This is a genomic window from Oribacterium sp. oral taxon 108 str. F0425 (assembly GCF_000214455.1).
GTDB classification, from domain to species: domain Bacteria; phylum Bacillota; class Clostridia; order Lachnospirales; family Lachnospiraceae; genus Oribacterium; species Oribacterium asaccharolyticum.
The window spans coordinates 673347-696287 of record NZ_AFIH01000001.1; the positions used below are offsets into that span (position 1 = coordinate 673347).

21 protein-coding genes and 6 pseudogenes are annotated in these 22941 nt (G+C 42.1%); 23 read left to right on the forward strand and 4 right to left on the reverse strand.

What is annotated here, in order from left to right; translation table 11 throughout:
* The first annotated feature begins 59 nt into the window (after window positions 1–59).
* From HMPREF9124_RS03335 to HMPREF9124_RS12920, 10 genes and pseudogenes are all read left to right on the forward strand, one after another.
* Window positions 60–1310 carry a dicarboxylate/amino acid:cation symporter gene (locus tag HMPREF9124_RS03335; protein WP_009427743.1) on the forward strand — a complete coding sequence of 417 codons (1251 nt, stop codon included), beginning with the start codon at window positions 60–62 and terminating at the stop codon, window positions 1308–1310.
* Between the two features lie 208 nt (window positions 1311–1518).
* On the forward strand, window positions 1519–1926 hold the full coding sequence (locus HMPREF9124_RS03340) for a flagellar export chaperone FliS (protein WP_036595035.1): 408 nt from the start codon (window positions 1519–1521) through the stop codon (window positions 1924–1926).
* Window positions 1927–2040: 114 nt separating this feature from the next.
* Window positions 2041–2442: a hypothetical protein gene (locus tag HMPREF9124_RS03345; RefSeq protein ID WP_036597950.1), complete on the forward strand. Its 402-nt coding sequence runs from the start codon at window positions 2041–2043 to the stop codon at window positions 2440–2442.
* A gap of 83 nt (window positions 2443–2525) precedes the next feature.
* Window positions 2526–4430 (forward strand): nucleotidyltransferase family protein, encoded by a 1905-nt coding sequence (locus HMPREF9124_RS03350; protein WP_036597615.1) that lies wholly within the window; start codon window positions 2526–2528, stop codon window positions 4428–4430.
* A 296-nt stretch (window positions 4431–4726) separates the two neighbouring features.
* Window positions 4727–5155, forward strand: a complete 429-nt coding sequence (gene rplM, locus HMPREF9124_RS03355; RefSeq protein WP_009429680.1) for a 50S ribosomal protein L13 — start codon at window positions 4727–4729, stop codon at window positions 5153–5155.
* Window positions 5156–5169: 14 nt separating this feature from the next.
* On the forward strand, window positions 5170–5562 hold the full coding sequence (rpsI, locus tag HMPREF9124_RS03360; protein WP_009428996.1) for a 30S ribosomal protein S9: 393 nt from the start codon (window positions 5170–5172) through the stop codon (window positions 5560–5562).
* Between the two features lie 650 nt (window positions 5563–6212).
* Window positions 6213–6449 carry a hypothetical protein gene (locus HMPREF9124_RS03365; protein WP_009428157.1) on the forward strand — a complete coding sequence of 79 codons (237 nt, stop codon included), beginning with the start codon at window positions 6213–6215 and terminating at the stop codon, window positions 6447–6449.
* A gap of 96 nt (window positions 6450–6545) precedes the next feature.
* Window positions 6546–6896 (forward strand): helix-turn-helix domain-containing protein, encoded by a 351-nt coding sequence (locus HMPREF9124_RS11635; RefSeq protein WP_242821549.1) that lies wholly within the window; start codon window positions 6546–6548, stop codon window positions 6894–6896.
* Between the two features lie 98 nt (window positions 6897–6994).
* Window positions 6995–7126 (forward strand): annotated as a pseudogene (locus HMPREF9124_RS11855) (transposase-like zinc-binding domain-containing protein); the annotation flags it as partial.
* Window positions 7127–7164: 38 nt separating this feature from the next.
* Window positions 7165–7428, forward strand: a pseudogene (locus HMPREF9124_RS12920) (hypothetical protein); the annotation flags it as partial.
* On the opposite strand, the gene glmS reads toward HMPREF9124_RS12920, so the two are convergent.
* On the reverse strand, window positions 7353–9290 hold the full coding sequence (gene glmS / locus HMPREF9124_RS03370; RefSeq protein WP_009429817.1) for a glutamine--fructose-6-phosphate transaminase (isomerizing): 1938 nt from the start codon (window positions 9288–9290) through the stop codon (window positions 7353–7355). The pseudogene HMPREF9124_RS12920 and the gene glmS overlap by 76 nt on opposite strands.
* Before the next feature lie 478 nt (window positions 9291–9768).
* Between glmS and HMPREF9124_RS03375 the strand changes: the two are divergent.
* Window positions 9769–9960, forward strand: a pseudogene (locus tag HMPREF9124_RS03375) (uL13 family ribosomal protein); the annotation flags it as partial.
* Between the two features lie 13 nt (window positions 9961–9973).
* Window positions 9974–10366, forward strand: a complete 393-nt coding sequence (gene rpsI, locus HMPREF9124_RS03380) for a 30S ribosomal protein S9 (RefSeq protein ID WP_007156834.1) — start codon at window positions 9974–9976, stop codon at window positions 10364–10366.
* Window positions 10367–10547: 181 nt separating this feature from the next.
* Here the strand turns inward: rpsI (HMPREF9124_RS03380) and HMPREF9124_RS11640 are convergent.
* Window positions 10548–10802 (reverse strand): annotated as a pseudogene (locus HMPREF9124_RS11640) (tyrosine-type recombinase/integrase); the annotation flags it as partial.
* Window positions 10803–10881: 79 nt separating this feature from the next.
* On the opposite strand from HMPREF9124_RS11640, the pseudogene HMPREF9124_RS11645 reads away from it, so the two are divergent.
* Window positions 10882–11037, forward strand: a pseudogene (locus tag HMPREF9124_RS11645) (transposase); the annotation flags it as partial.
* 109 nt (window positions 11038–11146) lie between these two features.
* Here HMPREF9124_RS11645 and HMPREF9124_RS03385 read toward each other — a convergent pair.
* Window positions 11147–11881 (reverse strand): GntR family transcriptional regulator, encoded by a 735-nt coding sequence (locus tag HMPREF9124_RS03385; protein WP_009427862.1) that lies wholly within the window; start codon window positions 11879–11881, stop codon window positions 11147–11149.
* A 290-nt stretch (window positions 11882–12171) separates the two neighbouring features.
* Between HMPREF9124_RS03385 and HMPREF9124_RS03390 the strand changes: the two genes are divergently transcribed.
* From HMPREF9124_RS03390 to HMPREF9124_RS03420, 7 genes are all read left to right on the forward strand, one after another.
* On the forward strand, window positions 12172–13725 hold the full coding sequence (locus HMPREF9124_RS03390; protein ID WP_009429883.1) for an amidohydrolase: 1554 nt from the start codon (window positions 12172–12174) through the stop codon (window positions 13723–13725).
* A gap of 33 nt (window positions 13726–13758) precedes the next feature.
* Window positions 13759–14109 (forward strand): hypothetical protein, encoded by a 351-nt coding sequence (locus HMPREF9124_RS03395; RefSeq protein WP_009428241.1) that lies wholly within the window; start codon window positions 13759–13761, stop codon window positions 14107–14109.
* Between the two features lie 17 nt (window positions 14110–14126).
* Window positions 14127–15542 (forward strand): YfcC family protein, encoded by a 1416-nt coding sequence (locus HMPREF9124_RS03400; protein WP_009427783.1) that lies wholly within the window; start codon window positions 14127–14129, stop codon window positions 15540–15542.
* 35 nt (window positions 15543–15577) lie between these two features.
* Window positions 15578–16540 carry an SIS domain-containing protein gene (locus HMPREF9124_RS03405; RefSeq protein WP_009429635.1) on the forward strand — a complete coding sequence of 321 codons (963 nt, stop codon included), beginning with the start codon at window positions 15578–15580 and terminating at the stop codon, window positions 16538–16540.
* A 107-nt stretch (window positions 16541–16647) separates the two neighbouring features.
* Window positions 16648–17499 (forward strand): PfkB family carbohydrate kinase, encoded by an 852-nt coding sequence (locus HMPREF9124_RS03410; RefSeq protein ID WP_009429097.1) that lies wholly within the window; start codon window positions 16648–16650, stop codon window positions 17497–17499.
* A gap of 214 nt (window positions 17500–17713) precedes the next feature.
* The gene (locus tag HMPREF9124_RS03415) at window positions 17714–18352 is read left to right on the forward strand and encodes a GDSL-type esterase/lipase family protein (protein WP_009427991.1); all 639 of its coding nucleotides are present in this window, start codon (window positions 17714–17716) and stop codon (window positions 18350–18352) included.
* 242 nt (window positions 18353–18594) lie between these two features.
* Window positions 18595–19797, forward strand: a complete 1203-nt coding sequence (locus tag HMPREF9124_RS03420) for an iron-containing alcohol dehydrogenase (protein WP_009428326.1) — start codon at window positions 18595–18597, stop codon at window positions 19795–19797.
* A gap of 29 nt (window positions 19798–19826) precedes the next feature.
* On the opposite strand, the pseudogene HMPREF9124_RS12925 reads toward HMPREF9124_RS03420, so the two are convergent.
* Window positions 19827–19928: pseudogene (locus HMPREF9124_RS12925) on the reverse strand (type I restriction endonuclease); the annotation flags it as partial.
* A gap of 492 nt (window positions 19929–20420) precedes the next feature.
* Here HMPREF9124_RS12925 and HMPREF9124_RS03430 point away from each other — a divergent pair.
* From HMPREF9124_RS03430 to HMPREF9124_RS03440, 3 genes are all read left to right on the forward strand, one after another.
* Window positions 20421–21161, forward strand: a complete 741-nt coding sequence (locus HMPREF9124_RS03430) for a DUF6577 family protein (RefSeq protein WP_009428265.1) — start codon at window positions 20421–20423, stop codon at window positions 21159–21161.
* Complete coding sequence (locus HMPREF9124_RS03435) at window positions 21158–22201, forward strand: nucleotidyl transferase AbiEii/AbiGii toxin family protein (RefSeq protein WP_009429478.1); 1044 nt, start codon at window positions 21158–21160, stop codon at window positions 22199–22201. Before HMPREF9124_RS03430 ends, HMPREF9124_RS03435 begins: the two co-directional genes overlap by 4 nt.
* A gap of 107 nt (window positions 22202–22308) precedes the next feature.
* Window positions 22309–22854 carry a histidine phosphatase family protein gene (locus HMPREF9124_RS03440; protein WP_242821603.1) on the forward strand — a complete coding sequence of 182 codons (546 nt, stop codon included), beginning with the start codon at window positions 22309–22311 and terminating at the stop codon, window positions 22852–22854.
* Window positions 22855–22941: the final 87 nt, after the last annotated feature.

Consider the following 22941-nt stretch of genomic DNA (forward strand, 5'->3'; position numbering starts at 1 on the left):
TCCTATGTTTTGCATTAAAGTATTTCCCTGTGAAAATTTTATAGAATAGGGGGAATTATATGGCAGGAGAAAATAAGGAAATGAAAAAAGGAAAAAAACCGTCTCTGGCCATGCAGATTTTTATTGCATTGGTTTTGGCAATTCTTTGCGGTCTTGCCCTGCAAGGGCATAGTGAACTGGTGGAACACTATATTAAACCGTTTGGAATCATCTTTTTGAATCTGGTAAAGTTTATCGTTGTGCCGGTGGTGCTCTTTTCCATCATGTGCGGCATTATTTCCATGCAGGATATCAGGAAGGTCGGATCCATCGGTTTGAAGACCGTAGTCTTTTATCTTTGTACGACAGCTTTTGCGGTGAGTATAGGTTTATTCTTCGGAACGCTTTTTCGCAGATTTTTTCCAATAATCGCTACAACGGACTTAAGCTATGAAGTAAAGGGAGGAATTTCCCTGATGGATACGATTGTCAACATTTTTCCGTCAAACTTTATTCAGCCTATGGTCGAGGCAAATATGTTGCAGGTTATCGTGATGGCTCTTATCCTCGGATTCGCCATTATCCTGGTGGAGGAGAAGAACATCCGCGTCGTAGCTGCTTTCAATGACTTTAACGATATTTTCATGAAATGTATGGAAATGGTTTTGAGCCTGTCGCCAATCGGTGTATTTTGTCTGCTTTGTCCGGTGATTGCGGCAAACGGTCCGAAAATTATCGGTTCTCTTGCAACGGTTCTTCTTGCGGCTTATATCGGCTATATTGTGCATGCCGTTTTCGTGTATTCCGCTACGGTGAAAGTACTGGGAGGGTTGTCTCCCGTAAAGTTCTTTAAGGGCATGATGCCGGCCATTATGTTTGCTTTTTCTTCGGCATCCTCTGTGGGAACTTTGCCCATTAATATGGAGTGTACGGAAAAGCTTGGTGCAAAGCGGGAGATTGCTTCCTTTGTCCTTCCGCTGGGTGCAACCATCAATATGGACGGAACTGCCATTTATCAGGGAATTTGCGCTATCTTTATTGCGTCCTGCTATGGAATCCACTTGACTCTTTCCCAGATTATTACCATTATCCTTACGGCCACTCTGGCTTCCATCGGAACAGCTGGTGTACCGGGTGCGGGAATGATTATGCTTGCCATGGTATTGACTTCGGTAGGACTGCCGGTAGACGGCATTGCCCTTGTTGCCGGAGTGGATCGTATCTTTGATATGGGAAGAACGACCGTCAATATTACGGGTGATGCAGCCTGCACTATGGTGGTTTCCCATTTGGAAGAGAGAAAAGCGGAAAAAGCAAAAGCTGCAAAATAGTACATTGTAAAAAATATTCCGAATAAAGAATCCCTGCGTCTCCTTTTATAGGAGAGGCGGGGATTTTTTTGAAAAATACTTTATATAAAATAGCGAATAGGACGAAGTATTCTAAGAGGATGAATCGGGAGGCACTTTAGCAGAGCACTTACAAAACAGAGGAGGAGTGCTTGTGCCTGTTTGGAAATTTCGGATAATAGGAGAGGATATGAAGGAGTATCAAAAAAAGTACCAAGAGCAGAGTATTATGCAGATGAGCCAGGGAGAACTTTTGGTTTTGACCTTTGATGAGGCAATCAAAAGCTTAAAGCTTGCTGAGTTTGCATTGGAGGATAAAAAATACGATAAGTTTGAAGAGGCAATGAAGAAATGCAATATGATCATTCGTTACTTGCGTCAGACTCTGGATATGGAACAGCCTATCAGCAGGGATTTGCTTCGTTTATATGACTTTGTTACTTTTGACCTGGGTCTTGTCCTTGCGGGAAGAGACAGAAGAAAGGATGAGCTTCCGAAGCTTGTTGCGATTTTGACCGATCTTCGGGACGGCTTCTACGGAGCCAGCCAAAAAGTTATGGATACCCATATGCCGAAAGAAGTAAAGGTAGTAGGCTAAAATCAGGCGGAATGTTTCAACATACAATATCGTAAGCAAAAAGGGGATGTGGAAAAAGAACATAAATTGTATCTTTTTTACAGCCTCTTTTCTACCGTAAGGGAGGGAAAAGAGATGGATGTGGAAAAACTTGCCACGCTATATCAGAGAAGATATAATATCATGAGCAAGATAGGCAAGGAGACGGATGAGATTCTTCTGGCGGCGGAAAGACAGGATAATGTGAGCCTGGATTTGCTTTTGGATTTGAGACAGGAATCCTTGGGGGAATTGGAAACGAACGATATAGAGATTCGTGCCATGGTGGAAGAAAGCGTTGCCGATGCAAAGCTGTTCCGCTCCCTTACTACCGGAGGAGAAGGGGAAGAGGTTTTTTCCAACAAATGGGAAAGAAAGATCTCGGAACTTTACCATAAGATAGAAGCGATGCTGGAAGAAGTCAAGCGGAAGAACAAACAAATAGAATTTCGTGCAGGCAGGACAAAAGACTACTACGCGGAAAAGATATTTACATAGAAGGATTTTGATTCATAACGAGTGCGGTACGGAGAACCCGCCGCCTCGTTTTCAGGGAGTGGGAAAGGAAAACAAGGAAGGTAATGAATCGAAGTGTATATGAGGGCAAGTTTTTATTGAACTTGTTGGGAGGCACATTGCGGCAAGATGATTCTTTCCCTGTGGTTCGGAGAATGAACTGGGGAAGACTTTATCGTATAGCTGACTATCATGAAATATCCTCGGCTATTTATCTTGGTATGTTATCAGCGGGAGCGAGAGTCCCCGCTATTTTTGGTGAGCGCTTCTTTAAGAGATATCAGGAGGCGGTGCGTTACGGGGAAGTTTATGAAGCTTCCGAACTGGAAATTCTGGATGCTTTTCAGGCCTTAAAAGTACCGGCTGTGATTCTGGAAAGTGCTGCGGTAAGAAGACTTTATCATCTTCCCGAAACTGCGGCAAATTCTCCGTTACGCCTCTATATTCCCGAGGAGAGATATTATCTGGCCAAGGGATACCTTATTGACCTCGGTTATGAAACAGACATGTTTTATAAAGGTTTCGGAGAGCATATGAAGAGGATTGGGGGATTTCAGATTGAAATCTATCACACCCTGCCCTTCCTTACAAAGACTTATAAAAAAGCCATGAAAAGTCTTTTGGATCGGGCTTATGCGGATAAAAATCGCCCCTCTTTAAAGGTGCTTTCCCTTGAGAGCAGTTATCTTTTCCGGCTGGCTGAAGCGTCCTATCACTTCTGTTCGGATAACCTGAGAATCAGAGAACTCCTGGATTTGTATCTATTTTATAAGTTGTTTTATAAGGACATGAATCATCGTTTTCTGGATTCAAGAATCAAGGAGTTGGGGATTCCGATTCTTTCTCAAAGTCTTCTGCAAATTGCGGATATGTGGTTCAGCAGCAGAAAGGAGACCCTTTTCCCTTATCCCAAGGACAGTATAAGTCTTTATGATGACATGGAAGCTCGTATTCTTTCCAACGGAACGGTGGGAAGAGACAGTATTCCGGAAGCTGAAAAACTTAGAAAAGCCATTCGGGATGCGGAGAATCGGGAAGAAAGAGCCGAGAAGTGGAGGAAGTGGAAAAAGAAGTGGCAGGAGCGCTGGAAAGCGATTGGAAGACAGCTTCGCTGGGTATTCCCGGATAAGGGGTATATGGTCAGCCTTTACCCGGAATTGGAAGATAAGGGATTCCTGCTTCCACTCTACTGGATTAAGAGAGATTGGAAGCTGCTTAAAATTGTTCTTCTTCCGGATAAAATAGAAGAGAAGGAAGAAAGCGGGAAGACCGAGGACGGGAAGGGTACAGAGTCTCCCGATAGAGGAAACAATATCTACTCTATTGAGGAAATCGGTTACCAGGCGGATCCTTTCCGAAAGAACGGACGAAAGAAAGTATTTTATAAGAAGAAAAAGAGAGACGAAGAGGAAGAGACTTCCGCTACAACGGCGGAAAATCCGGAGAATCCGTCTGAAGAAGCTGTGGAACTTCCTCTTAATGAAGACCTTGCTTTTCTTTCAGAAGAAATTAACGAGAATGAGGAAGCGGATGAGGATAAGGAAAACGACTGGAATCTCTGGGATTTTTCTGCTCCAAAGCCCTTCGTAAGCGCAGACTATCAAGCGCAAGGGAATCCGCAAGCCGAAGCTCGGAGCATTTTGGGAAATCAAAATACAGAGCACGGCGGGAAGCTGAGTGAAGCGGAAGAAGAAAGAGCGCTTGCTATGCTTTCTCTCCTCCTTTCTGAAGACGGCACGCCGACGCTTTCCGAGGAAGAACTGAAAGAGAACGAAAAGGAAGTAGAAGAACAGTACCGGAAGTCTCTGGAAGGGGAGCGCTATGATTTCCCGAAATACAATGCATCGAAGGGAAGCGAAGAGAAAGAAGAGCATTCCGAAGAGCATAAAAAGGAAGAGTATGCCACCTTGGACGGCCGGGAGGTAAAGGTACAGTCCTGGAGCTTTCCGAAGGAGAAGTCTGAGGAATAAATACTTGAAGAAGAGAGATTCCGAAGCAAAAAAAGTAAAGTCTTGAAACTCAAAAAAGAAAGGGCTTGAAGCTCAAAAAGAGAAGAGAGTGAATCTCGAAAATCTATTTGACAGCGGTAGAAAAAAGGGGTAGAATAACAAAGCATTTTTGCGATGGAACAGGTGAACTGTGCTCTTTTATGAGTTTTGCCCGTTCTGTGATTACTTAAAGCAGGGCCTCAGGCCCGGGCTACATTAAATACTGAAATCAGTCCCTGACTGGACCAGAGTAAGTAGCCTACACATAGGAGGTTGTTATGAATTCTTACGTAGCAAAGGCTTCTACTATCGAAAGAAAGTGGTTCGTGGTAGATGCAGAGGGGAAGACACTCGGACGTCTTGCATCGGAAGTAGCATCCGTTCTTCGCGGAAAGAGAAAGCCGACTTTCACACCGTTCTTAGACTGTGGTGACTATGTAATCGTAGTCAATGCAGAGAAGATTCAGGTAACAGGAAAGAAGCTTGAGCAGAAGTTGTATCGCACCCATTCTCGTTATGTTGGTTCCATGAAGGAAACTTCTTTAAGAGATATGAGAGCCAATAAGCCAGAGCAGGTTATCGAACTTGCTGTAAAGGGAATGCTTCCCAAGGGACCTTTAGGTAGACAGATGTACAAGAAACTTTTCGTGTATGCAGGCCCGGAGCACAAGCACCAGGCACAGCAACCAGTTGCATTATCAATCTAAGGGGGGAATAGAGAATGGCTACAAATAGAAATTACGGCACCGGTAGAAGAAAAAGCTCTGTAGCAAGAGTGTATATCATGCCGGGTACAGGTAAGATTACCGTAAATAAGCGCTCCATCGATGAGTATTTCGGTTTGGAGACTTTGAAGACTATCGTTCGTCAGCCTCTCGTGGCTACACAGAACGAAGGCAAGATTGATGTTCTTGTGAATGTATGTGGTGGCGGTACCACAGGACAGGCCGGCGCTATTCGCCACGGTCTCTCTCGTGCACTTTGCGAGATGGACAGCGACTTCAGACCGGTTCTGAAGAGAGCGGGATTCCTTACAAGAGACTCTCGTATGAAGGAGAGAAAGAAGTACGGATTAAAGGCTGCACGTCGTGCTCCGCAGTTTAGTAAGAGATAAGAAAAGACATATTCAGTATATGGGACTCCTCAAGAAATTTGGGGGTCTTTTCTTATCCCCCTAAACTGCGGAACTGTTCGCCGTAAAGGCTCACAGTTACTCGCTGGGAATATGCCAAAGGGCATGTTCCCTTTACGCTCGTACAGTTCACTAAGAGATAAGAAAAGACATATCAAGTATATGGGACTCCTCAAGCAATTGGGGAGTCTTTTCTTATCCCTCTAAACTGCGGAACTGCTCGCCGTAAAGGCTCACAGTTACTCGCTGGGAACATGCCAAAGGGCATATTACTCATCATTGGTGGGAGCTATATTTTTTAAAAAAAGGAGATGCCGTTACGGGTTGAAATGATACAGCGATTCCCGGAGTCTGTTAAGCTCATCTGTGAGGCGCACTTATTGATGAGACAGCGCTTACTTTCCATTCTGGCGGATAATATAAAAAAATGCTTTTGTACTTTTCTGCAAACATTGAAAAAAATTTTTGGGAAAATTCCTTAATAAGTTTTTAAAATTGATAAAAAAACTTGTTTTTTAAAAAGCTGAGGAGTATCCTTACTCCCATCTTTCAGCGATGTGTTATTTTGCTGAAAGAAAGAGGAAAAGAAAGAAAAATATTTTTTCTGCATGGGCAGAAGAGAGGAGACTATTATGAGAAAGATGGTTAGAGGATTATTTGTACTTGCAGCAATGACAGCAGCTCTTACAATGGTTGCATGTTCCGGTAAGAAGGCAGGGACTACTGCAGCACCAGAGAGCAAGGTAGAGACAGAGGCTGCTAAGGAGACTACTGTAGTAGAGGAGAAGAAGAGCGATAAGAAGGATGCTAAAGAGACTACAGTAGCAGCCGAAGAGTCTGAGAGCACTGAAGAGTCTTCTAAGAAGTAATTTTTGAAGAATTATATAAGAGAGCCTGCGGGCTCTCTTTTTTTATATTCTGGGAGAAGTGCGGGCGAAGCGTTACGATGAAGGAGGGCTTCCGCTGTGGCTACTATAACACAAGATATGCGCTTTAGACTATCACTCATTCATTATTCTGAAAAACACGGGGTATCAAAGGCTGCAATAAAGTATCGTGTTAATCGACAATATATTTATTGCTGGCGTAACCGATATAATGGCTCTATTGATTCATTACGAAATCAATCTCGTCGCCCACATCATCATTCTAACCAGCACACTTTAGAAGCGCTAAGGCTAATTGCTGATCTGCGCCGAAGAAATCCATATATAGGACTTGTTGTCTTCTGGGTAAAACTCATGCAAAGAGGCTATAAACGCTCTATAGCAGGGCTTTATCGTATTCTTCGAAGACAAGGAATTATGGAGTTATAGAACAAAACGTGTTGATAAAAGCTCTGTAGAGCCATGTAAATCATAGGGTTATGAGGGTTTAATCTTCCTTAGAAATATACTTCTTGGAGGAAGATTAAATGAATCAAATAAATTGTCCTATTTGTGGAAAGAAATGCGTTAAGTCAGAAAAAACAAATGTCGGCTCCCAACGCTGGCTTTGTAAGATCTGTAAATCCTCTTTTACACACAAGATTGATAATAACTCGAAATGAAGGTAGATGAGCATGGAAATAAAAGACCAACACATGAAAGAATTTTAAAAGCGGCCTTCTGGATGCTATACGCACTCTCCAGAGCCGCTTTCTTCGTCTGAAATATGAAATGTAATGCCTACCGATAAAAGTATTGCAGCACTCTATAAAAAATGAATGAGAAACAAAAGTTAGAAAAAAGCCTCTCTATCTGGGACGATGCTATTGTATTACAGTTCCTTTTTTATTCCACGGTAACGGATTTCGCCAAGTTCCTGGGCTTATCCGGATCGAAGCCCTTTAGGAGGCTGACTCGGTAGGCGAGGAACTGGAGAGGAAGCACCAAAAGGCTTCCGGCAAAGAGGGGATGGGTCTTAGCTACGCTAAGGCTTCCGGCAAAGTCCTCTTCTTCAATAGCAATATCTTCCGTCTTAATCGCAAAGCATTTGGCTCCACGGCTTCGTACTTCGTGAATATTGGAAATGCTCTTTCCGGCAAGCTCCTCCTGCGAAAGAAGACCGATGACCGGACTGTCCTTTTCGATTAAACTGATGGTGCCGTGCTTTAATTCTCCACTACTATAGCTTTCACAGTGAATATAGCTGATTTCCTTCAGCTTCAAAGCGCCTTCCATAGAGATGGCCCAGTCCAGCCCTCTTCCCAGGAAGAAAATGTTGTCCGCATCCTTTAGTTCCTTTGCCATAGGAAGGATTTCCTGATCCATAGACAGGCATTGCTGAACCTTTCCCGGAAGGAGGAAAAGCTCTTCTGTTAAGTTAGAAGCTTCTTCCCTGCTGATTTTTCCCTTTGCCTTAGCCAAAAGCAGGGAGAAAATGTAGCCTGCCACAAGCTGACAGCTGTAGGCCTTGGTGGTGGCTACCGCAATCTCCGGACCCGCCTGGGTGTAGAAGACAAAGTCGGATTCTTTGGCAATGGCAGAGCCCTTCACATTTACGATGGATAGGGTTTTTGCCCCTAATTTCTTGGCTTCCTTTACGGCAGCCAAGGTGTCCGCAGTTTCTCCGGACTGGCTGATGCTGAGGACCAGTTCTCCATTTTCCAAAATGGGATGATTATAGCGGAATTCACTGGCCAGCTCCACCTGTACCGGAACTCTAGCCAGGCTTTCGCAAACGGATTTCAAAACCCAACCCGCGTGGTAGGCGGAACCGCAGGCAATCACCCGAACTCTGGAAATATCCTGAAAATCCTTTTCCGCCATAGAAAAAGCTTCATAGGAAAAGTCCGGATTTTCCGCATTCTCCGGATCTTTCCTGGCAGAAGAAAATTGCTTCGCCCCGGGAGTAGCGTATTCTTCAGGCTTCCCATTTTCAAGCTGTTTCCCATTTTCCTGCTTGCAGGCATAAAGCAGAGTATCCTTCACCACCTTGGGCTGCTCAAAGATTTCCTTTTCCATAAAATGCAGGTAGTCTCCCTTATGAATCTGGCTTTGACTCAGCTCCGCAATAGTGGAAGAGCGCTTTACTTCCTCACCGTTTTGGTTATAAATATGGATTTCCTTCTCGGAAAGGCTGAGAATCTCCCGATTTTCCACAGGATAGATTTTCTTAGTATAGTCTAAAAAGGCGGAAACATCGGAAGCCAGATAGAAGGCATTTTTCCCTTTTCCCACAATCAAAGGGCTATCCTTTCGCATAGCATAAAGGGTATTTGCATCCTCCAAAAACATGATGGCAAAGGCAAAAGAGCCCTTCAGCTCCTTTTGTACAGAGAAGAGTGCTTTTAAAATATCCTTTTCTTTCCGGTAATAATATTCCATCAGGTTTACCGCAACCTCCGTATCCGTATCGGAGTAGAAGCTGTAACCCTTTTCCTGTAAGAAATTTTTAATTTCTGCAAAGTTTTCAATAATGCCGTTATGCACCAGCACCACTTCCTTATGCATGGACAGGTGGGGATGGGCATTTTTTTCACTGGCCTTTCCGTGAGTCGCCCAACGGGTATGTCCTATCCCCATAGAGTAGGGAAGCTCAAATTCCTTAGAAGCCTCCACTTTTTTCTTTAATTCTTCTAATTTTCCTACAGCCTTCACCACTGTGAAAGGATGAGCGTACAGGGCGATTCCTGCAGAATCATAACCTCTGTATTCCAGACGGGAAAGACCGGCCAGAAGAATCTCTTTGGGATTCCCCTGTCCAACAAAACCAACAATACCGCACATTGTATTTTCCTCCTATTAAATTGTTTAAGGTGCGGAGAAAGCTTTTGTTACGATTTTGATTTCGCTTTTTTTCTTTCCCTTACGATGCACTACTCCGAAACAGCATCCGCCGAATCTTTCGATTACTGTTTACCTCGTCAGCTTGGAATATCTCCGAAGCCCTGGCGCTAATTTTTCTTTTTTCCTTAGTAAAGAAAAATTTGTGCTATGATAGCACGGTGAAAAAGAGATTAGGAATGCTTTTTCAAAAAAATTAAAAAAATTCTTTTTTGGGAAGTATTTCTAAAATTGTTGTAAAGAAGAGTAGGAATCTGTGCCCTCGGAAAAGCTTCTCTGAAATTGCGGAAAAGCAGAAAAAAAGATGAAGCAATTCCTTGGATATGTAGGAAGAAAAATGTAGAAAAGTCTTGATATTACAAGGGAAATTCTATAAAGTGATAGGGCTGTTATTACAGCGGAACAGAAGCAGGGCAAATGCTATGTTGGTTCCATGAAGGAAACTTCTTTGAGAGATATGAGAGCAAACAAGCCGGAGCAGGTTATTGAACTTGCCGTTAAGGGAATGCTTCCCAAGGGTCCTTTAGGTAGACAGATGTACAAGAAACTTTTCGTGTATGCAGGCCCGGAGCACAAGCACCAGGCTCAGCAGCCAGTTGCACTATCAATCTAAGGGAGGATAAAAAATGGCTACAAACAGAAATTACGGCACAGGCAGAAGAAAAAGCTCTGTAGCAAGAGTATATATCATGCCGGGAACAGGTAAGGTAACCGTAAATAAGCGTTCTATCGACGAGTATTTCGGATTAGAGACATTAAAGACCATCGTTCGTCAGCCCTTGGTGGCAACACAGAACGAAGGAAAGTTAGATGTTCTTGTAAATGTTAAGGGTGGCGGAACCACAGGTCAGGCCGGTGCAATTCGTCACGGTATCGCAAGAGCACTTTGCGAGATGGATAGCGATTTCCGTCCTATCTTAAAGAAGTCCGGTTTCTTAACCAGAGACTCTCGCATGAAGGAGAGAAAGAAGTACGGCTTAAAGGCAGCTCGTCGTGCTCCACAGTTCTCCAAGAGATAATCTTCGGAACTTGGAGTTACGTTCAAATCCTTGTTTTACAGGGGTTTGTGGAGTTGTCAGATGTGGTGAAAAGAGGTGGAATTTATTCAGTTCGCAGCGCATTTGCAACACGTTTGCAACAAAAATATCTAAAAAATATAGGACACTTTTCAGTGATAGACACTGGAGAGTGTCCTTTTTATTATGCGGATTTTGTATCGGCAGTTACGCTGTCCTTATTTTCTAAGGTTTTGTTGATTGCGTCTACAAGAACCTGCATATCTAAGTGAGTATAAACTTTTTCTGTTAATGTCATAGCACCGGAGTGCCCCACAATTTTCTTGATTGTTGTATCCTGAACACCAGCTTCCGATAACATGGAAATACAGGTATGTCGAGAACAATGTGGTGTACGATCAATTCCAATCTGTTCCACTAGAGGAGTCCAATAGCTGTCATAGTAATTGCGATAAAGAAATCATTTGCCATCCTCTGTATGAAGAAGATATTCACAATCTGTATTTGCACCAAAATACATTGTATTTGCACCAAAATACAGGAGACAAGTAATTTATAAACAAATTCGAGCAGATGTAGGAGAAATTCTGGGTTTGCTATGCAGAAGAAAAGGAATAGAGATTATTGAAGTAGAATGTTGCCCGGATCATACTCATATGCTAGTGCGCCTTCCAGGCGCAAGCAGGTAATATCCCTTTATAGGGGGAGAGCATGCCACCCACTGAGCGGGTGGTCATGACTATTTGTGACATAGAATATTTACAGAGCGAACGGTTATTAAAGTTAAGGTCTTGTATAATCGTCCATATAAAATCGATATTGTTCTCCGCGGATATAGTCATGGCAAATATGAACAAGATTATAGTCTGTATCAAAAATCTCGGAGTATAAATAGAATAAAGGTTCTCCATTGGTGACGCGTAAATGTTTGGCAAGCGAACCAGAAGCACGTGTCAGTTCAAGGTACGAATTACGGGAGCCCTTAACCTGAATATGGTAGGAATCTTTTAGAAGCTGATAAAGGGAACCATCTAATGATTCCTCTAAAAGAAATTTATATTTAGGATAAGGAAACAAATTGCTTTCATAAATCATTGGGATGCCATCGGCAAGATCAACACGTTCAATCAAGACTGCCTTTGCGCCAGCTGGAACATTCATAGTTTTGGCATCTTCATCAGATAACTTAGTTACAGAGCGTTTGATCACAAGGCGAGATGGAATGCATTCATTGGCTTTGCATGCATCGGCAAAGCCAAGAAGATGTTCCATTTTGCGTTGGATTTTGCGGGATTTTACAAAAGTTCCTTTTCCCTGACATTTTACAAGATAATTTTCCTGACATAATTCTTCAACAGCACGTCTTACGGTGATGCGGCTGACTTTGTAATGTTCGCTTAATTCTATTTCAGTAGGTATTTTTTCGTTGGCCGGATAAGTGCCATCTTTGATTGCAGCATTGATCGCTTCTTTTAGCTGCATATATAATGGAGTTTCTGCATTCATATCAAGATTCATTATAATTCTCCTTTATATATACAACGTTTATTAGTTATAGATATACCATTCACAAATATATTATAACGGAAACAGACTTAAATAACAACAAAATCCATCCATTTCGTAACGAAAAAAGTAAAAGATAAATCATATGGCTGGCAAAGATATTGTGCAAATAATACAAAAAAAAGATTAAGTTTGGTAAAAACATAGAACATGAACATATAACGTTATATAACGTTCGTATATAACGTTATAATATGATATAACACAATCATCAAATGAAGCAATAAAAATGGAGGGAGAACATGGGAAAGCAAAAAGCAGATTATCTGTTGAAATCAGATCATGTTTTTACATCTACTGTTGAGAACCCATTTGCAGGATATGTTGCAGTAAGTGGACAGAATATTCTGGCGGTTGGAACAGATGATGGAAGTGATTGGATTGACGAACAGACAAAGATTTTGGAATTAGGAAATCAGTTGGTGACACCGGGATTTATTGATGTACATACTTTTTTTACAGGTTATGCAATTTTCCATATTGGAATTGATATGTCTGGCATAACATCACAGGAAGATTTTTTACAGAAGATAAAAGAAGAGGTTGAAAAAGAGAAAGAATCTGCAACTGTATTTGGACATGGATGGAATCCGGATGGATTTGAGACAGAAGGTTTGGAGGAAAAGCTGAATGAAGCATATCCAAATCGGTCAGTTATCGTATTTGCAGCAGATCGAAGCACATGCATGATGAATCAGAAAGCGGAAGAGACATATGGATTTAACCCGAAAGAATGTTATCCGGAAGCCTACCACAAGATTATGCCGGAGTATTTAAATGATCGGGATTTCATAGAACCGGAATTTAAAGATTATATGAAATTGATGAACAGCCGTGGAGTTACAACGGTAAAAGAAATGGGATTTGATGATTTTTATGGATTTGACTCATTTCTGAAAGAAAAAGAAGAAAAGAAGGAATTGTCACTTCGAACATTTTTTATGTCGCAGCCGGTTGGTGAAGGAATCAACATTGAACATGGAAAAAGAATGAGAGAGAAGTTCCAGGGTGATTTCATCCGGTTCTCCGGATATAACCGAATGACAGACGGAACGGTGGCAAGTACAAAGGGTGATCTGTTAGAACCTTATGAAGGAACGAATATGCATTGCAGTATTCAGGTTGAATATCCGATGATTGAAAAAGAAGTGCAGATTGCTGATGAAAATGGATTCCGTTATTCCCTGCATGCACAGGGAGATGGAGCAGTACATAAAGTGGTGGGTATTTTTGATAAATGTCAGAAGAAAGATGGAAAGCTTGTGAACCGTCATGCAGTGACAGATATGGAATTTTCTAATCCGGCGGATTTGAAAAAGATGGGTGAAATTGGTGTGACTGGAGAAATCTATTTCCAGATTATGTCATTGGATCCAGCGGATGACGTGAAAAAATCGATTGAAGAGACGATCGGAACAGAGAGAGGTAAGTATTTCTGGAATCGAAGAGGTATGCTTGACGGAGGAATGACATTATCAGGAGCAACGGACTTGCCACTGATGATCACAGACATTCCGGAAGCAATTTTCCATGGTTGTGGTGGATATTTCCCAGATGGAAAAGAACAGTACAATGTACAGAACACGATTACAATCGCTGAAATGTTAAAGGCATGGACGTATGGTGGAGCTTATAACATAGGAATGGAAGATAAGCTAGGAACGTTAGAAGCAGGAAAACTGGCGGATATAGCAGTTCTTGATCGGAATGTCTTTGAAGTACCGATGAGCGAGATGAGAGATGTAAAAGTTTCTATGACAATGGTAAATGGAAAACCGGTATATATAAAAGAATAATAAAAAATTATGATGATAGAAAGGGGAAGAAACATGGCACAGATTAACACAGACAGAATTGCAGGAATGAACATTCATTATTTATATTATTCACTCCCGTATTTTCTGGATACACAGCAGAAGCTGGGTGTGAAGACGATTGACGAATGGTTTGATACATTTGGCGATGAGATTATTCATATGCATTTCATAGATGGAAATCCATACGGACATCTGATCTGGGGAGATGGCAATTATCCACTTGGAGAATGGATTGATACGGTTGTCAGACGAGGATACAAAGGATACTTCGGTCAGGAAATTACAGACTTTGCTTATTTTGAAGATCCGGCATCACATGACAAACGGAATATGGAAGCTTATAAGCCTTACTTAATAGGCTGATTACGGGGGATTTGAAAATGGAAAATAAGAAAAAATTTAAACTTCAATTGCCGCATGTATATACGCTGGCATTTATATTGATTATAGTATTTGCAATCTTGACATGGATTTTGCCAAGTGGACAGTTTGACAGACAATTAGTTGATACTGCAGCAGGTGAACGTGAAGTTGCTGTGGCTGGAACCTATCATATGGTAGATAAAGTGAGTGAATCCGGAGATTTGAGACAGGGGCTGCATGAGATTTTAATGGCACCTACAAGAGGCATTCAGGCAGCTGCAGATGTTGTTGCATTCGTTTTGCTGATCGGCGGTACCTTCCAGATTTTAACAAAGACAAATGCAATGAATCGCGGAATTCGGAAGGTTATTTTAAAGTTAAAAGGAAAAGAAGTTTTACTGATACCGATTCTGATGATTCTGTTAGGAATTGGTGGAACGACATTTGGTATGTCGGAGGAGGTTATTCCATTCTATGTTATGCTGATCCCTATTTTCTTCACAATGGGATATGACTCCATGACGACCTTCATGATAGTATTCTTAGGACCACAGATTGGATATGCAGCATCTACAACGAACCCGTTCAACGTTCTGATCGCACAGGGCGTTGCCGGAATCCATGGTAACCCACAGCTTGTATACAGATATATCTGGTGGGCAATTATGATGACTGTTACCATCGTTTATGTTATGCGATATGCAATGAAAGTAAAGAAAAATCCAACAGGATCCATCACTTATCAGGATGACCTTCTGAAAAAACAGGAATTTATGATGGATGAAAAGGATACAGGATTTACTTTAAGAGATAAATTGGTATTACTTGTATTTGCAGTAGGAATGGGAATTATCGTGTATGGTATTCTTTCACATGGATGGTATATGGATGAGATTTCTGGTGTATTCCTTTTAATGGGTATTTTAATGGGTATTGTTGGCGGACTTTCTGAGAAAGAGATTGCAGAACAGTTCGTGATCGGTGTAAAAGATCTTGCGTTTGCAGCAGTTGTAATTGGTGTATGCCGAGGCATTCTGGTTGTTGCAGAAAGCGGAATGATCATTGATACGATCCTGAATTATTTATCAAGAGCACTTGCAGGTGTAGGAAGTGTAGCATTTGTTGCAGTAATGTATCTGGTTCAGTCATTGTTGACACTTCTTGTTCCGTCATCTTCTGCACTGGCATCTCTGACAATGCCAATTATGGCTCCATTATGTGATTTACAGGGTGTGAATCCGGAAGCAAGTGTAACAGTACTTCAATTTGCAAATCAGTTGACCAATATGTTAAGCCCGACAGCAGGTATGACCGTTGCAGGACTTGCTGTATGTAAGATTAGCTTTGGTCAGTGGTGGAAGACAATTTGGAAGTTCTTTATTTTAGTAACAGCAATGGCATTGGTATTCTGTACGATTTCAGCAATGCTTTAAACATAAAACTTTTATAATAGAAGGAGAATAAGACAATGAAAGAATTAGTAACCCAAATTTTAAACGGGAGAGAAAAAATCGAAGATGTATATTTTGTGGCATGCGGAGGATCTTTAGTAGATCTTTATCCAGGATATTATTTCGTACGTACCGAATCCAGGACAATGCATGCTGACTGGATCACAAGTAAAGAATTTGTTGTAACACCTCCGGCACACCTTGGAAAAACAAGTCTTGTATTTATCTGCTCTCATGGTGGAAATACAAAAGAGACCGTAGAAGCAGCACATTTAGCAAAAGATCTTGGCGCAGCAGTTGTAGCAATGACACATACACCTGGATCAGCCTGCGATGACAGTTCATTAAATCCAATTGTATATTCCTGGGAAGATGATACAAATGAAAAGGATAAACCGCAGGGTATTGTATTAAACATTTTGAATGAGTTAATGAAAGCTCAGGAGCCAGACTATAAATTATACGATGCAGTGGCAGACGGACTTGAAAAAGCAGATGGTATCGTAAGAGCTGCTGTCAAGAGCGTAAAAAACAGAACATGGCTTTTTGCTGAAAAATATGCAAAAGAACCGTTCTTATATATCATGGGTTCCGGAGCTGCTTATGCAGCTGTATATGGATTTGCTATCTGCTCACTTCAGGAGATGCAGTGGATCGATTGCTGCTACTTAAATTCAGCAGAATACTTCCATGGACCATTTGAAGTAACAGATGAAGATCATCTCTATATTTTATTAAAGAGCCGCGGAAGAAACCGCGTTATGGACGAAAGAGCAGAAGTATTCCTGAACAAATATGCAAAGAAATATGAAGTGATCGATGCAAATGACCTTGGACTTGACGCAATTGACGACAGCTGCGTAGAGTACTTTAATGCAATGGTCTTTTATGCAATGAGTGTTGCATACAGAAATGCTCTTCAGGATAAGAGATGTCATCCGACAGACATGAGAAGATACATGGGTGTTGTTGAATATTAATCACAGAGACAGATCATTGCGGAATTCTAAAATGCAATAAGAGATCGGAAAATGGGAATTTCGCAATGACCTGAAATTTATGGGGAGGCAAAAAGGAGAATGAGAAAATGTATGATGTAAGTGTATTAGGTTTTGGTGATAATGTTGTAGATAAATATGAGCATATTAAAACAATGTATCCTGGTGGAAACTGTGTAAACTTTGCGGTATATGCTAAAATGTTTGGTGCAAAAAGAAGTGCATATATGGGATACTTTGGCAATGATGCTGAAGCAGAACATGTTATGTATGCGTTAGATGATATTGAGATTGAGACAGTAAAGTGCAAACAGTTAGAAGGAGAAAATGGTTGTGCGCGTGCAACTTTAGTGGATGGAGACAGAGTGTTCTTAGGATCTAATGAAGGTGGTATCCGCGGAAAAACACCATATGTATTAGATCGATTTGATCTTGAGTATATCAGACAGTTTGATTTTGTACATTCTGGAAATTATTGTTTCATGGAGAAAGAACTTCCAAAAATCCATGAAGCGGGCGTGCCGATTTCATTTGATTTTTCAGATGACTCAGAGGATTCCTATTATGCAGAAGTAGCACCTACGGTTGATTATGCATTCTGCTCTTTTGACGGAACAGATGAAGAAGCCAGAGAACATTTGAAAAAGATTGTTTCCTATGGACCAAAGCTTGCTGTTGCATCCAGAGGTGCAGATGGCTGTATTTTATATGATGGACAGGAATACTATGTGCAGAAAGCGGTACCGATCAAGGAAGTTGTTGACACCATGGGTGCAGGAGATTCTCTGATCACATCGTTTATGGTTGCTTATACAGATTACCTGAAAAAGGGAATTATGGGAGAAACTGCCATCAGAGAAAGTCTGGCAGCAGCAGCTGAATTTGCTTCCAAAGTATGTGGAATGAATGGTGCTTTTGGATATGGCAAAAAATATGAATAAACAATAAAGAGATATGAAAAAGAAACTGCGGAACACAAAGCGTTATAAATGATTGATTCAGACGTGAGTTTCGCAGTTTTTTAATCTTTATCCGAACCATGCAGATACATAGAGTTTAAGAATGGGAAGACTGTGTGTTTACCGGTGGTGATGAAATGCATGATAGAAAGAATGATATTAAAATATTTGGGTTATCGAAGAAGGAATGATCGGAATGGGAAAAAGAATACTTTGTATTGGAGATTCAAATACCTGGGGATATATACCAGGAAGTGGGGAACGATATGAAAAAAATGTGCGCTGGGCGGGAAAGCTTGCACAGATACTTGGGGAAAACTATGAAGTGATTGAAGAAGGAATGAATGGAAGGACAACTGCATTTACAGATAAAATTGAACCTGGAACATCTGCCCTGGATTATCTGTATCCATGTCTGATTTCACAATTTCCTTTGGATTATATCATTGTTATGTTAGGAACAAATGATACAAAGACACGCTATGGAGTGAATACAGTAGAGATTGGATATGGATTGGATGAAGTACTGCTGAAGATAGAGGAAACATGCAGACGGAAATGTCAAACTCCTGAAAAAATAGTTATCGCACCAGCAAATTTATATCCTAAAAAAGACTGGATAGAATTTGCAGCAGAGTCTGCACAAAAGGCAGGCGGGCTGACAGAAGAATATAGGAGTATTGCCGCACTTCATCATGCAGAATTTCTGAGCGCACGAGAGGTGCTTGGGGCAGAGTGTATTGGGTGTGACGGAATCCATTTTACGGAAGCGGGACATAGAAAACTTGCGGAAGCAGTAGCGTTTATAATTAGGAATAACGAAAGACACAGGTAGGTTCAATATATTTTACTTATTGTTGTGGTATGTTTGGTTATACTCAATACATCATGTGTAAGAAAGAACATGTCTGCAGAGTATGTCTTTACCTATGCCGAGAAACATCCGAAGGATTATCCCGCCGCACAATGATATGGTGAGGATGCTTGGGGCGGAGCCTGTGGCCTTGGAATATGGTCAAGTTTATGGTGCCATTCAAAGGTGACATTTGATAAAATAAATAAAAAGTGAGGTAGTATATGCAAAAGTTTAATTATTATTCGCCTACAAGGATTGTTTTCGGTGCAGGAACAAGGAATGATATTGGAAGTTTAATCAAAGAGTTCGGAGTAAAGAAGGTTGCCGTTATTTTCGGTGGAAGCAGTGCAAAGAAAAGCGGTCTGCTTGATTTGGTGGAAGAGAATTTAAAGTCTGAGGGTATAGATGTACTCTTACTTGGAGGAGTGGTGCCGAATCCACTTTTAAGTAAGGCAAAGGAGATGACAAAGGAGTCCGTCAAGTTCGGTGCTGAGTTTGTACTTGCGGTAGGCGGCGGAAGTGTAATAGATACCGCGAAGTTTGTTGCAATAGGTGTGGCAAATCCTGATACGGATATAGAAGAGTTTTTCTTTCAAAGAAAGAAGGTGGAAAGATCTCTTCCGACAGGTTCGATTTTGACTATTGCTGCGGCAGGATCTGAAACAAGCGACTCAGCAGTTCTTACAGATGATGTAACCGGAAGCTGTATAAAGAAAGGAATTAACACAGACTTTAACAGATGCAGGTTTGCGATAATGGATCCCGAGCTTACATATTCTTTACCTAAGTATCAGATAGGTGCAGGTGCAGCTGATATCTTTATGCATACATCTGAGAGATATTTTACAAATATTTTAGGCAATCATTTGACTGATGAGTTGGCTGAGGGGCTTTTTAGAGATATTATAAAATTTGGACCGAAGGCTGTCAAAAATCCGACCGACTATGAAGCTATGAGTGAAGTTATGTGGTGCGGAAGTGTATCACATGTAGGACTTACAGGTCTTGGATCAAAAGGTGATACTCCAAGAGACGGTGACTGGTCATGTCATCAGCTTGGAATGGCTCTTTCATCGCTTTTTGACTCCACACATGGTGCAACCCTCAGTGCGATTTGGGCATCTTGGGCAAACTATGTAAAAGATGAGAATATATCAAGATTTGCCGGATTTGCAAGAAAGGTATATGGAGTGGCCGAAGCTGATGATAAAAAGGCGGCGGATATAGGGATTGAAAGAACCGTAGAATATTTCAAATCTGTCGGTATGCCTGTAAGCTTACATGAACTTCTTAACAGAGAGGTAAGCGAAAAAGATTGTGAAGACTTGGCAATAAACTGTTCTTATAATAAATCAAGAAGTATAGGAAGTTTCAAATCACTTGACTATAATGATATGTACAATATCTATATGGCGGCAAGGTAGTATAATAAGAAGGCTTTAGGAGAGAAGAGGCTTTTCAGTTTCATTAACACCAGCGGCAGGCCGTTGATGAACAGGATAATGTCCGGGCGGCGGTTGTTTCTGTTCTCCAGAAACGTGAATTGGTTCACCACATAGAAAGTGCTGTGTCCGGGCGTTGCCATCGTGACCATAAACCACAAACACTTCTTTAAGATTCTGATTATTAGCAAGCTTTACATCAGTCAATATGCTCTCAGCCACCTCTTTGTTCTTACCTTGACAGTTTGCGGTTCCCTTATCCCAGCAGTTTACAATACAGCCGTTGGTTAATTTCAACGTTGTGCCGAGATTATTTCCCGTGCGTTTTTCCTCTGAAATACTCAGTCCTGCCTTTGCAAGCATATTTTTTACCTGTTTAAGAGTCAAATTCGATGCCATAATGGATACTCCTCCCATGTGTATGAGTTGTAGCTCCAATAGGGATGCAAGATAATGCTGCTTCACTGTACAGTTTTGTCACAATAACTCAAAAGTGACAAAACTGCACTTGAAACTGGACATGCCATGCTGTATAGTATAGATACAGTTACGTCATTTTTTGAGAAAAGTGACAAAACTGCAATGTGCTGAAGGAGGTGGCGGAGATGATTGAACAAAATCGAATCACAAACTTTCTGAAAGAAAACCCGTCTTTCACCACAAAGGATTTTGTCGGGATGGTCAAAGAATCTGGGACGGTTTATTCGGATCGGAAAGCATACCGTATGCTGCAGGATCTTCAGGATGGCGGGCAGATCATGAAGGTTGGACGTGGGCATTATTTAAAAGCTTCCATGAAAGCGCCTTATCATTTCAAAGCATCCGCCCTGATGGATGAGCTGGTTGGCATGATTGATCAAGAGTACCCGCTGATCACATACCAGACCTGGGAGCTTTATCAGTGGAATGAGTTCGTAAACCATCAGCTGGCGCATAATGCTTTCTTTATCGAAGTTGAAAACGGGCTGGAGACAACGGTCTTTGATATGTTGCTGGAAATATATCCTCGGGTGCTGCTGAATCCTGGCATGGAGGAGTATTACCGGTATCGTGCGGACGATATGATTATCGTCCAGAAACTGGTATCAGGAGCCCCGGCACCACAGCCGGGAACGAAACAGGCTTCCCTTGAAAAGATGCTGGTGGACATTTTCAGCCGGAAGCTGACAGGTCAGCTGATCGAGCGGGCTGAGTATCGACAGATCTATGAAGATGCTTTTGGCAAATATACGATCAATGAATTGGCACTCTTCCGCTATGCCGGAAGGCGTCATCTTAAATCCGACATCCGAAAGTTTATTGAGGATGAAACAAATATAGAGCTGAGATCGGAGGAATGGACATGATTGATAAGAAAGTCTATGACCTTGACTATATTCGTGAATTGCAAGCGAGATATAAGACGGATCCGGGCCTGCTGGAGAGGGTGCTTTACGCATTTGGCCTTCTTGAGGCACTCGTTAAGGTGGGGATGAAGTTTACCTTTAAGGGCGGCACAAGCCTGATGCTCTTGCTGGATCATCCGATCAGGCTGTCCACAGACATTGATATCATTGTTGATCCGGGGACAGATGTGGAGAGTTATATTGAGCAGGCGGGAACCATCTTTCCCTTTTTGCGAAAGGAAGAGGATATCCGTAAGGGGCGGAACAATATAGAAAAACGCCATTTCAAATTTATCTACTATTCCCCTGTCCGGCAGAAAGAGTTTTACATATTGCTGGATATTGTTTTCATGGAATCTCCGTATGATCAGATAGTGACAAAGCCCATCCGTAATGATCTGCTTGTCACTGCTCCGGAAGACCTTGTTGTAACCATGCCGACGCTGGAATGCATTCTGGGTGACAAGCTGACTGCTTTTGCTCCGCATACAACCGGCGTTCCGCTAGCAAAGAACAAGGAACTGGAGATCGCCAAGCAGATGTTTGATGTAGCCACCCTGGCAGAGCGGATGCAGGATCATAAGCAGTTCCGTGCGACCTACGACAGAGCCGTTGTAGAAGAGCTGGCTTTCCGCGGATTGGAATTGAGAAAAGAAGAAGTTCTGAAGGATACCATCCGGGCCTGCATCAGTATTATCAGCCGGGGCGAATATGACAAAGAGGACTATGTAGAATATCTGAAGGGTGTCCGCTCCTTGACGGATCATATTCTGGGGAATAAATTCACGCCGGAGATCGCAGCCGAGAAAGCATGCTCAGTGATGTGCCTTGCCGCCGGTGCTTTAATGCAGACCGATTATCCAAAGGTTGCCGATGCAGCGGGATATGCGAAGGAACGCCTTGCAGGCGACCAGTATAAGCGCCTCGCGTATATCCGGAAAAGAAATCTTGAAGCTTATGGCTATCTTGTGGAGGCCACAAGGATGCTCGAAGGCGTTTAAAAGAAGCTCTACGGTATTTGCGTCTATGGCGCGGCAGCGCGAAAGCTTGTTCGCTTCCGAGAAAAGAGTGACGGAAGGCAAGGAGGTGCAATATAAAAGTTATTCTCATCAGACATTGCAAAGTAAAATATGACTGGCGCAGCTTCTACAGCTCGGAAGAATTTGATCGGGCGTGTCGAGAGTACGACAGGGCTCCGATTGAAGCCGCAGAGCTGTCTGTAGATCAGACGGCGGAGGGCGTGGTTTACATCAGTCGCTTAGAGCGAAGCAAAAGCACCGCGCTTTGCTTCTATGGCAAAGCGGCACTCAAACAGACGGAGCTATTGGATGAGGTTCCTCTTAGATCAAGTTTTGATACGGAATTACGGCTGCCCCTCTGGTTTTGGAATCTGACGGGGAGAATCCAGTGGTTTTTGAATCATCCGAGGCAAGCAGAGTCCAGGCGTCTTACAGAGCGCCGAGCGAGAAAACTGGTCGGAAAAGTATGCGCCGCGGGTGAAGACTGCATTCTTGTCACGCATGGATTTTATATGCATACCTTGGTAAAAGAGTTTCAAAAAGCGGGGTTCAAAACAAAGCAGCGTAGAGCGTATTATCAAAACGGGCAAGGAATCGCACTGTGTCTTCCGACGCCAAGAGAGGGACAAGCATGAGCAGTGAAATTTCGAAACAGAATGAAAAACTCACCGAATTTTTGAAGCTGTTTCAACATAAACTTAGATGCATTCTGGGAGCTAAGC

What these genes read in the sequence shown, in the direction of transcription:
- HMPREF9124_RS03335 (WP_009427743.1), top strand. Translation starts at nt 60, where the DNA reads ATGGCAGGAGAAAATAAGGAAATGAAAAAAGGAAAAAAACCGTCTCTG.
- HMPREF9124_RS03340 (WP_036595035.1), top strand. Translation starts at nt 1,519, where the DNA reads ATGAAGGAGTATCAAAAAAAGTACCAAGAGCAGAGTATTATGCAGATG.
- HMPREF9124_RS03345 (WP_036597950.1), top strand. Translation starts at nt 2,041, where the DNA reads ATGGATGTGGAAAAACTTGCCACGCTATATCAGAGAAGATATAATATC.
- HMPREF9124_RS03350 (WP_036597615.1), top strand. Translation starts at nt 2,526, where the DNA reads ATGAATCGAAGTGTATATGAGGGCAAGTTTTTATTGAACTTGTTGGGA.
- rplM (WP_009429680.1), top strand. Translation starts at nt 4,727, where the DNA reads ATGAATTCTTACGTAGCAAAGGCTTCTACTATCGAAAGAAAGTGGTTC.
- rpsI (WP_009428996.1), top strand. Translation starts at nt 5,170, where the DNA reads ATGGCTACAAATAGAAATTACGGCACCGGTAGAAGAAAAAGCTCTGTA.
- HMPREF9124_RS03365 (WP_009428157.1), top strand. Translation starts at nt 6,213, where the DNA reads ATGAGAAAGATGGTTAGAGGATTATTTGTACTTGCAGCAATGACAGCA.
- glmS (WP_009429817.1), bottom strand. Translation starts at nt 9,290, where the DNA reads ATGTGCGGTATTGTTGGTTTTGTTGGACAGGGGAATCCCAAAGAGATT.
- rpsI (WP_007156834.1), top strand. Translation starts at nt 9,974, where the DNA reads ATGGCTACAAACAGAAATTACGGCACAGGCAGAAGAAAAAGCTCTGTA.
- HMPREF9124_RS03385 (WP_009427862.1), bottom strand. Translation starts at nt 11,881, where the DNA reads ATGAATCTTGATATGAATGCAGAAACTCCATTATATATGCAGCTAAAA.
- HMPREF9124_RS03390 (WP_009429883.1), top strand. Translation starts at nt 12,172, where the DNA reads ATGGGAAAGCAAAAAGCAGATTATCTGTTGAAATCAGATCATGTTTTT.
- HMPREF9124_RS03395 (WP_009428241.1), top strand. Translation starts at nt 13,759, where the DNA reads ATGGCACAGATTAACACAGACAGAATTGCAGGAATGAACATTCATTAT.
- HMPREF9124_RS03400 (WP_009427783.1), top strand. Translation starts at nt 14,127, where the DNA reads ATGGAAAATAAGAAAAAATTTAAACTTCAATTGCCGCATGTATATACG.
- HMPREF9124_RS03405 (WP_009429635.1), top strand. Translation starts at nt 15,578, where the DNA reads ATGAAAGAATTAGTAACCCAAATTTTAAACGGGAGAGAAAAAATCGAA.
- HMPREF9124_RS03410 (WP_009429097.1), top strand. Translation starts at nt 16,648, where the DNA reads ATGTATGATGTAAGTGTATTAGGTTTTGGTGATAATGTTGTAGATAAA.
- HMPREF9124_RS03415 (WP_009427991.1), top strand. Translation starts at nt 17,714, where the DNA reads ATGGGAAAAAGAATACTTTGTATTGGAGATTCAAATACCTGGGGATAT.
- HMPREF9124_RS03420 (WP_009428326.1), top strand. Translation starts at nt 18,595, where the DNA reads ATGCAAAAGTTTAATTATTATTCGCCTACAAGGATTGTTTTCGGTGCA.
- HMPREF9124_RS03430 (WP_009428265.1), top strand. Translation starts at nt 20,421, where the DNA reads ATGATTGAACAAAATCGAATCACAAACTTTCTGAAAGAAAACCCGTCT.
- HMPREF9124_RS03435 (WP_009429478.1), top strand. Translation starts at nt 21,158, where the DNA reads ATGATTGATAAGAAAGTCTATGACCTTGACTATATTCGTGAATTGCAA.